Below are 13,007 nucleotides of genomic sequence, written 5' to 3'. Positions count from 1 at the left end.
TGCTCATTAGAACTAGGGCTTGGTTTTTTGTTGTAATTTTTTTACATAAGCACTAAATATCAACATTCCTTTGCCGATAATATAGTTGGATATGAAAGTTCGGAGGGGAACAAATGAATAAAAAGATAGTAAACATCATACTTGGACTAATATTAGTGGTTGGTATTTTTCATCCAAATTCTAAAGCACAAGCCGCTGAATCTAAGGTTATTTGTATTGACCCAGGTCATCAACGAAAAGGTAATAATACGAAAGAACCAAACGCACCAGGATCTAAAACAATGAAAGCTAAAGTATCTTCAGGTACACAAGGCATTTCAACGAAAAAGCCAGAATATGTGCTAGTTTTAGAAATCTCTAAAAAGCTAGAAGCAAAGTTAAAAGAACGAGGCTATCAAGTATATATGACAAGAACACATCATGATGTGAATTTAAGCAATGTGGATCGCGCACAGTTTTGTAATGCAAAAAGTGCAGATTTAACAATCCGAGTTCATGCAGATGGAAGCACAAACAGAAATATAACAGGAATTCATGTTTTATATCCATCAGGCTCGTACACAAAAAGCATTAATGAAAAAAGTGAATTGGCAGCTTCTCACATGATTAATGAAGTAATAAAATCAACCAGTGCCAATAAAGCGAATGGTGATGGTCTATCACCAAGAACTGATATTACTGGCTTTAACTGGGCGAAACAGCCTGTTGTTCTTCCAGAAGTAGGGTTTATGTCAAATCCAGAGGAAGATCAAAAGCTATCAACAAATGCCTATCAAGAAAAGCTTGCTGAAGGAATGGCGAACGGAGTTGATCACTTCTTTGGTTTGAATGGCTCTGCTTCAGCTGAAGGGGAAAAATTACTTCAGCAGTTAGCAGCTTATAACAAAGCGATTGAAGCTGGAGATCTTAAAGTGGTAAACACACTCTATGATTCTTTTACAAAGAAATTGAAAAATGTAGAAAGTAAGATTGGGAAAGTTTCAGGCTCATCAAATCGTGCTAACTTAAATGAACGGTATGTAAGGCCTGCGAAAATTGCGGTAGAAAGAACGATTTTTGAGGTTTCACAATATCGTCTATTAGATGCGATTCAATCAACTATTAATGTGGGAAATGAAAACCAAGCCATCAGTGAAACAAAGAAGCTTGAACGTTTAAAGAAAAGGGCAATTGGCATTAAGCAGGTAGGCGGATATCAAGCGCTACCTAGTAAAATAAATGCCGACTTAAGAAAAAGTGAAGCTGAGACACAGGGTGCGTTGTTAACCCGTTTACTAAATAGATATAACCAAGCGATTAACAATGGAGATCTTTATGTAGTGGACGGCCAATATGATCAACTAACAGCACAGCTTCGCTTAACGGAAGTGAAAATTGGACAAGTTGGTGGAGCTTCAAATCGACAGGCATTAAATACTACCTATGTTAGACCTGCGAAAATTGCCGTAGAACGGACAATTTATGAAGTTTCGCAGCTTAGATTAATAGAAGTAATGCGGAAATTGACTGCCGAAAATCAGTTGGTGAAGGCTGAGGCAAAATTATCTGTCTTAGAACGTCTGAAAGGTAGAGCGGATGCGATTAAGCAGGTAGGTGGATATGAGTTACTGCCGGTAATGATTGAGGAAACATTGGAAGAAGTTGAGAAAGAAGTTCGGGTGATTGTTACACCCTGAATCATAACCAATAAGAAACCTGAGTTTCTACTATTAAGTAATTCGGTTTTCGAGTACAAAAGCTTAATTAGCATTCTTTTAACAGGATGGCAAAATTAGTGTCAGTGTGCGAGGAGATTGATGTACTGAAAGTGGCAGGGTTATGGTAGTTAAGACTCTCTGATGTTATTCATTGTTGATTTTTTCTAAGAGATACAGCAATTAATAGGCGGAAAAATTCTGGTTAAAGTATACAATAGATGCTTAAAAGGCCGATATAAGCGGAAATATTCCGGCTAACTGCTCTCTATATAGCTAATTTTAAAGAATAAGTTCATATAAGCGGAGTAATTCCCCTTATTTTGTGAAAAATGCTGGTATTTCTCTATTTAGACGGAATTTTTCCGTTTATCTTTTGAAATTTAGTAAAAGTTCTATGCAAAATAATGTAAAAATGCTTGGAGTCACAATGTTCCAAGCATTTTTGCTAATCATATTATCTCTTAATTTAAGTGCAAATAGTACGGTTATTTCTAATTTTGTACTTCAAAACAAAAACCGTTAAACTAACATACTCGGGTTCTTTTAATTACCGCTCAACCAAACCAATCAATATATATTTCCAAACTTCACGAGAAGTAAAGTCCTTCAAAGCAGCCTTTGTAATCTGTTTCGGCTTCATTTCGGTTACAAAGCTAGTGTTAGTTTGAGGTGCTTTCTCTGGACTAAGCATCGTAACTTCTCCAATGTCAGAACCTTTAACAATCTCCGTATAACCATCAAAGCTCAAGCCTTTTTCAACCGTTTTCTTCTTAATTTGTCCATCTTCATTTAACTGATAAACATAAGAAGTTTTCTTTCCATGAATCGCTCCATCACGTATTGCAGGTACATCAATTGCTTCCGCCGTTACAACAGAAACCGTTGTTTTTGTCCCGATTGGTGCTGTTTCTGGCTGTTCAAGAATGCTTGCAACAAAGTTATACGCATTTTCCTTGTCAATTGCTGGTTCATTGACTGGATATGGATTGATTTTATCAAGTGTACCTTCGAGCTTCTTTTTCTCGCCAGAAGCAGTTGCAGTCAATTTCATACCAGTATCAGCTTTTTTGAGTTGCTTTTCTGAAAATTCTCCTTCAATTGCTAATTCATTTGATGCGATTGTAATAATAGGGTTTCCGAGATTTTTATTAACTTCAACAACAACTCCGTCTATGTTACTGACCATAGAGGCCGAATTTTCTTGTTCATTAATGTTGTCTAACTGATTTTCGTACTTCGTCTTTTGTTCTTCAAGCTTTCGTTTTTCAAGCTCCTGCTTATAAATTTCCTGCTCAATTGTGCTTTCAATCATTTCAGAGGATGCGTGTACATCAATCTTTAACCCATCTTCAAGAATAGAGTCTACCTCTATTTCAGATGTGGTACTAGGGATGGAGCTTTGATAGTCTTCTAGAGAGTCAATGTAGTCTTCAACACCTTCTATTTCACCCTCAACCTGTGTGATTTCTGATTCGAGTGTTTCTTTCAAAGAATCGATTTCAGGTGATGTATATAAAAATAAAGGAGTTCCAATCGCCACTTCATCTCCTTCTTCTACAAGAAATTGCTGAAATTCAATGTTTTCCAGTGGAAGATATACATCCTGTTCTTCCTTCGGGACCAAGATCCCATCTGTTTCAAACGTTTCAACAATATCTCGTTCCTGTACTCGAGTCCACTTTTCAACATGAACGGTATGCTGAACCTTACTATCATCTTTAAAAATTAAATAAACGTTTGTTCCAATAAATCCGATAACAATAACTGCTAACACAATACTTACCCATCTTTTCATTTCGTCCACCTCCTTAGAATAATACAGGGATTTTAATGAATGCCATTAACCCTGTCAGTAGCCAAGTTATTAGGTAGAACAAAATCAAAAGAGTAAGAGCTACATATCTATTTTTTTCACTAAGAGATGCTAAATAATAGTATTGAAGAATTAATGCTACTAGATGAAACAATGTGATGGAACCGAAAAAAGAGTTCCAATACTCATGTTCAAATGCGTATTGACTAAGTACACCAAAAGAAAAAGGATTGCTTATCAGATTTAGATCAAGTAAAACCAAAACTGGCATTGTTACAATTTGTCCAAGTAGTAAGAAAGCAAATCCAAACGATTGCACGATGACTACTTTTATATAAGGGATTTCTAGAAAGATCCAAAAAAATATGGAGGCAAACCAGATAAAAAGGGTTGGATATAGAATGCTAGAAATGAGCTTTCCTCCAAGTAATAGCAGCTTGCCAGATTCATATTCTTCTAACGTATAATTTGTAATATTTCCAGAATAAGTTTCCGTTCCGATTCCGAAATATGTACTAGTTGCATAAGTGATTAAGCATAAAACATATAGCAAAATCAGTTTGGGGAAAACTCCTTTGATAGCTTCTGCTTTCTGTAGTTGATAAAGGCTGATTTGTGGTCTAAATAGCCCTTTCACTATGTTCAAATGGTAATTCATTCGTGTGCTCCTTTTAAAAATATGTCTATATTTGTATTCTAACTTAATTTGCAGAGAATGGAAAATAGGTTTGATGACCTATGAAGAAATTAAAATATCATTTTTATAGATATTAGTATCTACTAAGAAATTGTAACTTGTTATATAGGATTGGACTATTTCATGATGAATAATCCTTTTATCCTATTAGTTTTAATAGGAAATCCCTTTCGAAATACAATTTTACCAATTTTCTTCAAGAAAAATACATAATATTACACACGCTATGTATAAATGTGGTAATATGACTAGGTGGAAAATACTAGTATAGGAGTGTTTATTTTGAAGAAAAAGAAAAAATTAAAAAAACAACTCATTCAAGCAGCAGCAGTTACAGCTTTAACTGGGGCGGCATTTGTAGCAGCTGGACCAGCTGACGCATCTGCAGCAACTGATGTTTCAAAACTAGTCAAACAAGCCTATGATTCTTCCAATCAATTAAAAGGATACTACGACCTAAGTAAAGTAAAAAGTATCAGCCTTTCCAAAGAATTCGTCAATGCTTATGACAAAGCGAAGAAAGACATTGTAGTGGCTGAAAAAGCACTTGCAAACGTATCCGCAAATAAAAGTGCTCTTGTTGCTCAACTAGATGCAGCAAAAAATACTTAATCAAAAGCAGCAAGATTAATTGACGCAATCAAGATCGGAGATGCCCTAACTGCGAAAACAAATGAATTAACACAATACATAAACGAAGATGTTATTGATGAAGATATGGTCGAAACATACCATGAATTATCAGCAGATATTAATAGAGCAGAACGTGTTTTTAGTAAAGTATACGGTGAACAAAATCGTGAACTAGTACGTGGGGAATTTCTTCTAGATGCAAAGATTGCTAGAGAATCAGTTATCTATGAAGTATCACGCTACACTTTACAAGACCTAATCACTCGACAGTTAGAAGAAGGTAAAGTTGCAGAAGCAGAAGAAAACTTCGCAAAATTAGATCGTCTTGAAAAAAGAGCGGTTGAGATCAAAGCTGAAGGAAATAAACTTCACCCAGGAAAATACCCTGAATTAAAGAAAATGGCTGACTCTTTAAAACAAGCCAAAGAAGTAATCGAAAGTGGCTTTACAATTACTGTAGAAGGAACTTCAACAGATGCTAACAAGCCAACTGTTTATGGAGAAGATGAAGTTCAAACAATTGAAAAAGATATCGTTGTTACAGTTCCTAAAGGTACATTCATTGAGCTTAAAAACCTTGAGGTAAAAGGAAATATCATCCTTAAAGGTGCAGACGGCTCAGCTGGTAAAGTGACATTAACAAATGTGAATGTAACAGGAAGTGTGAAAGTTGAGGAACAAAAGGTTGTATCAACAACTAAAGGAATCTCAAGTATTTTAGATATACCAGTACCTATCCAACTGATCCTTGGAAAAACTAGCATCATTGGTGAACTAGTGCTTAATCAAAGTGCAAATATCACAGCAGAAACTGGCGTGAAAATTCCGTCCTTAGTAATCAGCCCTGCTCAAGATCTTGGAATTGTTTCCTTAAATGGAGATCTATCATCTTCTAAGGTAACAGTAGGCGGACAAGGTGCAGAGGTTAAATTAGGAGCAAGTGCTAAAGTATTAGAAATGATCCTTAACGCTAAAGCAACAATTGATGCAGAAAATGGAGCATTATTACAATCTCTTCAAGTTGAGACGAAAGATAAAAATTCTCTGGTTCTGTTAAAGGGAGATTTATCTTCTACACTAGTAAAAATAAAAAATAGTAATGCAGCAATTTCAGTTGCAGAGAATGCAGTTGTTAAGAAGATTGAGAAGGATAAGTCAGTAACAGACAAGATTGTTGTTGATAATAAAGGTAAAGTTGAGGATTCGGATGGGGTTGAGGTTCCGGTTCCGGGGAATACTGTACCGCCGGTGAGTCCAGGGGGAACTCCTACCCCTAGTGACAGAACATTGCCAACTATTTCACATACTCCAGTAACAACGGCGGTAGAAAATCAATCTATAAATATATCAGCTGATGTTAGTGATAATGTAGAAGTTGCGAGTGTAAAATTATTTTACAGAACAACAGGTGAAACAGAATATATACAAGTAGATATGATAAAGGGTGTTGATAATAATTACAATTTCGATATTCTACCGGAAGATGTAACAACATCAGGGGTTCAGTATTATATTGAGGCTATAGATAGGGCAAATAATATAAAAAGTGATGGAACATCGAGTTCTCCATATTCTATTTCAGTAAGAGAGCAAACTACACTAACAATTGATGGAATTGATAGTGAATCTGACCAGGCAATTGCTGGTAGAGAGTTAACTGTCATTTTGCCTACTGGGTGGGAGAGACAAGAAGAGATCGTATTCAATGGTATAGAGTAGATAACTTAAATGGCGATAACAGAGTAGCGATTGAAGGAGCTACTGATGAAAAATATACTCCAACTTCGTCAGATGTCAGAAAATATGTAAGTGCTGAAGTCACACTCAATCATGAAGTAATCTCAAGTGATTTAATAAATGTATCTCATGATATACATTTTCTTACATCAACTGAACATGGTGGGCCAAGAGTTACTAATGCAATACTAGCTGAAGGGAACCGATTAGTTTATATAGTAAAAAGTGACCATACAGATTATGTTGTCGGTGAAGAAATACCAGTTGGAATATCAGAATATGAAATTAACGATTTATTTCTGGGAATAAATCAAAGTACCCCATACCTATATGTATTTGAGGTGGATCAGGAAGATAATATAGCATTTGTTTGGGATTATTCTAAATTTAAAATTGATCCAAATGAGCAAATACCAGTAACAGATCTAGAGAAGATTAACCAAGTCATCGTTGAAGCAACAGGAGATAAAATTGAAACACTTAAGTTAGAAGGTGTAAATGAAGAGTTAATTAAGGAACTTGCAGACCTATTAACAAAAGAAAACCTTGATGTAACTCCAATCGGTTCCTTAATTGCTGATGCAGATGGAGAAGATGAAGACGATACAGTATCAGAAGAAGAATTTGCGGCGTTCTTTACAGGTTTAGATTATGCTCAAGTAGTGGGAACGTATACTGGATTGAAGGATGATCAAAAGGCTGTATTAGCTAAATTAAAAGAGATTTATCCAACGCCTACACAAGAGTTAACTGATCTGGAGAAGATTAACCAAATCATCGTTGAAGCAACAGGAGATAAAATTGAAACACTTAAGTTAGAAGGTGTAAATGAAGAGTTAATTAAGGAACTTGCAGACCTATTAACAAAAGAAAACCTTGATGTAACTCCAATCGGTTCCTTAATTGCTGATGCAGATGGAGAAGATGAAGACGATACAGTATCAGAAGAAGAATTTGCGGTGTTCTTTACAGGTTTAGATTATGCTCAAGTAGTGGGAACGTATACTGGATTGAAGGATGATCAAAAGGCTGTATTAGCTAAATTAAAAGAGATTTATCCAACGCCAACACAAGAGTTAACTGATCTGGAGAAGATTAACCAAATCATCGTTGAAGCAACAGGAGATAAAATTGAAACACTTAAGTTAGAAGGTGTAAATGAAGAGTTAATTAAGGAACTTGCAGACCTATTAACAAAAGAAAACCTTGATGTAACTCCAATCGGTTCCTTAATTGCTGATGCAGATGGAGAAGATGAAGACGATACAGTATCAGAAGAAGAATTTGCGGCGTTCTTTACAGGTTTAGATTATGCTCAAGTAGTGGGAACGTATACTGGATTGAAGGATGATCAAAAGGCTGTATTAGCTAAATTAAAAGAGATTTATCCAACGCCAACACAAGAGTTAACTGATCTGGAGAAGATTAACCAAATCATCGTTGAAGCAACAGGAGATAAAATTGAAACACTTAAGTTAGAAGGTGTAAATGAAGAATTAATTAAGGAACTTGCAGACCTACTAACAAAAGAAAACCTTGATGTAACTCCAATCGGTTCCTTAATTGCTGATGCAGATGGAGAAGATGAAGACGATACAGTATCAGAAGAAGAATTTGCGGTGTTCTTTACAGGTTTAGATTATGCTCAAGTAGTGGGAACGTATACTGGATTGAAGGATGATCAAAAGGCTGTATTAGCTAAATTAAAAGAGATTTATCCAACACCAACACAAGATGTTCAAGCTGTGGCATTTTCATCCTTAAATATGGGTGATACTTTTATTGTAGAGGATGGAATTGTAAAATTTATTTAATTTTACAATAAGACTTTAGAAATGATGTTATAGATACTCTGTAACATCATTTTTATCTAACAATCTGAATGATACAGTATTTCAAACATATTAAATATAAATAGAATACTTTTCTGACTTGCCTATTTCTAATTCTTTTATGGATTAGGCTTTTTTATTTAAGGAGAGTTAAGAGGTTGGGTTACGCAACAACCGAATATTTACTGTTATTTTTTGATGATGTTAAAAGGGCGGAACTAGATTACAAAAATAGAATGTAGCAACAAGTTCAGAAGTTTTTAAATTCATTTATCTGATTTTTTGTTAAGTGATCAAAATTATATCAATATATATCACATTGGAGTTGATTGTTAGTTTTATGTAGTGTGAAAATCTGCTATCTTAACTAATTTAAATACAATTAACAATTACCCTATGCTATTTAAACTATTCGAATGCCTTCCCCATTAAAAGAAGATATTAACTTAACAAGACATAGTGAATTTATTCAAATAACATATCAAGTAATTGCAGGGAGTGATTCTTAAAATATAAAATCACACTCTAAAAGGTGATACACCTATAAATAAAATTGCCTTATACAAAATATTTGTAAAAAAATATAATAAAAGTTATTTTATTAAATACATTAAGAATTGTAAGAAAGGTACTACATTGATATATTTAAATGTTTATTTTTTAATTTTATTTTTAACTTGAGAAAAATAGAATTCATTCAAACTAAAAAAGAGTGCATATTTCAGCACTCAAAAAGGTAACACACACATATATAGAATACCCATCCCAACCAAAATTTATGTCCGTCTTCAAGAGGTAAATTAATAAAAGTTATCAAATCTATATAATACCCCCAATAGTAACAACAAAAATCAACCCCACCTCAATCACATTGCTCCACCAATTTCCTTAATTTATATTTAAATAGCACAAAAGTACCACGAACCCCATAGCACCAACGATTCACCCCCCTCCCAAAGTGCCATTTTACCAAAATGAAAAAAATTCTCATTTAAAAAGGAGGAAAAAAAAGGAATTATGTCGTAAACTAATAAGTGGAAGTAATAAAAAAGAAAGTGGGTAGGCACATGAAAAGTTTTAAGAAGGCAGGCGTTATGGCATTTGCTTTAGCTTTGACTTTTTCCTCTGTGGGGCAAAGTCAGGTAAGCTATGCGACGAGTCAGCCAGAGCAAGCTCAAAAGAGTTATAACGAAGCATTAAGCAAGCTTGGATTTAAGAATTCAAGTGTACAATCTCTTCCTACGTCAAAAAATGAGGAAGAAGTGTTTTACGATGACCTTTTAGTTGTTAAGTATAAGAAAGGTATCTCTTCTAATACTCATAAAAAAATGGGTACAACATTAGTGAAGAAAGTAAGCTCTCTTCAATATGACGTTGTTCGAGTAACGAATAAGAAGAACCTGGATAAAGTAGCAGCAGATTATATGAAGCGTGCTGATGTTCAATCGGTTTCTAAGAGTGCTAAAATCTCTAAGCTTGGTTTACCGGACCAAAAGAGATCTGAGATGTATCATTTAGATAATCTTAAAATTGATGATGCTACAAAACTAGCAGGTAAAAACAAAGTAAAAGTAGCCGTAGTTGATACGGGTGTTGATGCGAATCATCCTGAATTAAAGAATAAGATCGTTTATAACTATAATGTAATGGATCCTATGAAAAAGGGTGCAACAGATTTACATGGTACACATGTAGCTGGGATTATTGCTGCTGAGAAGAACAATGAAGTGGGTGGCTATGGAGTTAACCCAAATGTTCAAATCGTATCGATTGATGTATTTAATCGCTCAATGTTTGCAAGTGATTATTCTGTTGCGGAAGGTATTTTAGAGGCGGTTAAACAAAAGGTACAAGTGATTAACTTAAGTCTTGGATCAACATACCCTTCTCCAATTATTAAAGAAGCAATTGATAAAGCAATTGAAGCGAATATTACTGTTGTTGCAGCAGCAGGTAATAGTGGATCTGAAATGCTAGAATATCCAGCGTCATTCAATGGTGTTATTAGCGTAGGGGCAACGAATGAAGAAAATCAGCTAGCTGAATTCTCAACTTATGGTTCATCTGTTGATGTTGTTGCGCCAGGTCAAGACATCTACAGCTCAGCTTATGATGCGGAACGCGGTTCTACTTTTATGGAGCTTGATGGAACTTCAATGGCTTCGCCTGTTGTAGCTGGAACCGTTTCATTACTATTATCAAAAAATCCTAAATTAACGCCACAGCAAGTTCAGTATATTTTAAATACTACTGCAACAGATTTAGGTAGCAAAGGCTATGACACAACTTATGGATTTGGTTTAATCAATCCTATTAATGCCTTAAAATATGATACTTCAAAAATACCAGCGGTAGAAAAAGTATCAGAAGATCAATTAGTAGAAAAAGCAAAAACACTTGATGGTGAAGAAAAATCTGTTCAAAAAGGAGCTATTACGAAGCTTTATCAAACAGATTACTATCAATTGCCTGTAAATGCAGGAGAATATGTACAAGTAAGCTTAGATCCTTATAAAAAGAATAATGACTATGAATATGAGCTTTATTTCTTCCCAGAAGGAGAAACAGAAGCAGCAGCAGAAAAGCTAACAGTAAACGATGTAACAGTTGGTGCAACAGAGGCTTCCTTATACAAAGCACCTGAAGCAGGAACTGTTGTTATTGGCGTTAAAGATGCATTGAAGAAATATAGTGAATCAGCAAAACAAACGTACACATTAACGGTTGAAAAAGTAGCTGAGTTACAAGAAGATGGTTTATCTGAAGAAAATATGGCTTCTATTACAAAGTTCCCATACAAATCAGGTAACCTATATTTCACTGAAGCAACACCACCAGTTTCAGAAGAAGAAACACCAGCTGATGAAGAAGTTCCTGTTGATCCATTAAATATTGGTGATAGTGACTTTTTCACGTTCTCTGTTCCTGAAAGCAGTGATAGTTCAGAAACATACGAATTTAGTTCAACAGGTGTTCCTGGAATTGACGTTACCCTAAATCTTTATATGGTTGAGAAATTTGAGATGGACGGGGAAGTTATCGAAGAGAAGATGCTTTACGACGCTGTAAATGACAAAGGATATGGACAAGGTGAATCATTCACATTTACTGGTATGCCTGGAGCTACTTATATTCTTGAAGTAACGAATAACCCATTATCTGAATTGTTAATGTGGGGATATTTAGATCAAGGACTAGATTTAACAAGAGGGTTTTCTTCAAACATCCCTTATCAAGTAACACTCGATAAAACAGTATTACCAGCTGATGAAGATCAGTTCCCCGAGGCAGCATATGACTACTCTGAAGAAGTAACAGAGGAAGACGTGGAACAAGCTTATACAACAAAAGATAGTATTCGAAATGGTATTTTAGAAGATTTATTGGCATTACTAATGGGAGGCCAAGAAGATTATTATTCACTTGTCCCTGAGATTGCAATGCCATACGCTGTGGATGAAGTAAAAACAGGTTATTTCCAATATAGCGGTGATGAAGACTGGTATTCGGTTGAGCTAGATAAAACAGGATTATATGAAGTTTCTTATGATGGCAAAGGAGCAGAAGCTGGAATTGAAATTTATCAGCAAGATCCTGAAACAGGTAGCTTTAATATGCTAGCTTCTAATCTATACTTTGATATGGTTGGAGTATCAATGAATGAGAAAACGTATGTAGGATTAAAAGCTGATCAAACATACTATATTAAGTTAGCAGATCCGAATTATCGTCCAAACTCTAACGAGTACACGTTCTCTGCCAAGTTTGTTGCTGAATCTCCAGTTGATAAGCAAGAATCAAACGATGTTTATGCAGAAGCTACAGAGTTAAAGCCAGGAACGATCACTGGTAACTTCTCAACAGAGCAAGATATGGACATGTTCTACTTCACACCGGATTCAAATGGTATTTACGGATATCAAGTACAACCAGTGGAAAGTAAGACAAATAGTAAATATCCTAAACAAATTCAAAGAGAATTAGATCCAGTTGTGTTTGTCATTGAGGACACAGATGGAGATGGAGAATTAGACGTTGAAGAAGAAGGGAAATTAACAATTACAGACTTCGGTTTCTCTGGTGATGAAGAACGTGGATCATTCCATGCATCAAAAGGAAAAGGTTATTTTGTTGTCTTGTTTGATTACTATGGAACAGCATCATTCAAAGATTACAAGTTTACATTCGCTTCAGGGAATAAAGTGGATGAAGACAAAGGGTCTGTCATTAAAAATAATGTTCCATCAAAACCAATTTCACTAAGCAAAGACAAAAGTGGGAAATTAACGGGTACAGGCTACTTAAATCCATCAACTGGTAAAGGTGATGTTGATTACTATAAGCTTGTAATTCCAAACGCAAAACAGAAATATAAAGTATCACTAGATGTACCAACGGATATAGATGGTGTAATAAGTCTTTATGAAGCAAACGGAAAGCAAATTCTTAAAAAGGATCTTTATGGAAAAGGAGATTCTGAAGAGTTTTATGTGAACCTGAAAAAAGGTACTTACTTCTTTAAAGTAGAAGATAAAAATGGTAATGCTAGCATTTCACCATATAAGTTAACACTTCAATAAGGTTCTTAGGCCCTCTAT

Annotated in this window: 6 protein-coding genes and 1 pseudogene; 5 read left to right on the top strand and 2 right to left on the bottom strand. The window is 35.0% G+C overall.

The window, feature by feature from the left end; all coding sequences use genetic code 11:
* The first annotated feature begins 113 nt into the window (after nucleotides 1-113).
* Complete coding sequence (locus LPC09_RS22815) at nucleotides 114-1,676, top strand: N-acetylmuramoyl-L-alanine amidase (protein WP_231308456.1); 1,563 nt, start codon at nucleotides 114-116, stop codon at nucleotides 1,674-1,676.
* A gap of 568 nt (nucleotides 1,677-2,244) precedes the next feature.
* Here LPC09_RS22815 and LPC09_RS22810 read toward each other — a convergent pair.
* Together LPC09_RS22810 and LPC09_RS22805 are read right to left on the bottom strand one after the other, a co-directional pair.
* A complete protein-coding gene (locus LPC09_RS22810) occupies nucleotides 2,245-3,492 on the bottom strand; it encodes an efflux RND transporter periplasmic adaptor subunit (RefSeq protein ID WP_231308455.1) in 1,248 nt (415 codons plus the stop codon).
* 13 nt (nucleotides 3,493-3,505) lie between these two features.
* On the bottom strand, nucleotides 3,506-4,168 hold the full coding sequence (locus LPC09_RS22805) for a hypothetical protein (protein ID WP_231308454.1): 663 nt from the start codon (nucleotides 4,166-4,168) through the stop codon (nucleotides 3,506-3,508).
* Between the two features lie 321 nt (nucleotides 4,169-4,489).
* On the opposite strand from LPC09_RS22805, the gene LPC09_RS22800 reads away from it, so the two are divergent.
* The 4 genes and pseudogenes from LPC09_RS22800 (at nucleotide 4,490) to LPC09_RS22785 (ending at nucleotide 12,989) form a co-directional block, all read left to right on the top strand.
* Nucleotides 4,490-4,819, top strand: a complete 330-nt coding sequence (locus LPC09_RS22800; protein ID WP_231308453.1) for a hypothetical protein — start codon at nucleotides 4,490-4,492, stop codon at nucleotides 4,817-4,819.
* A 12-nt stretch (nucleotides 4,820-4,831) separates the two neighbouring features.
* Nucleotides 4,832-6,559, top strand: a pseudogene (locus LPC09_RS22795) (hypothetical protein); the annotation flags it as partial.
* Complete coding sequence (locus tag LPC09_RS22790) at nucleotides 6,517-8,391, top strand: hypothetical protein (RefSeq protein WP_231308452.1); 1,875 nt, start codon at nucleotides 6,517-6,519, stop codon at nucleotides 8,389-8,391. The pseudogene LPC09_RS22795 and the gene LPC09_RS22790, both read left to right, overlap by 43 nt.
* A 1,085-nt stretch (nucleotides 8,392-9,476) precedes the next feature.
* On the top strand, nucleotides 9,477-12,989 hold the full coding sequence (locus LPC09_RS22785; protein WP_231308451.1) for a S8 family peptidase: 3,513 nt from the start codon (nucleotides 9,477-9,479) through the stop codon (nucleotides 12,987-12,989).
* Nucleotides 12,990-13,007: the final 18 nt, after the last annotated feature.

The sequence above is a fragment of the Metabacillus sp. B2-18 genome (assembly GCF_021117275.1).
Lineage (GTDB): Bacteria > Bacillota > Bacilli > Bacillales > Bacillaceae > Metabacillus.
The sequence above is the reverse complement of the archived record's forward strand: the minus strand, read 5'-3'. Positions and strand labels throughout refer to the sequence as shown.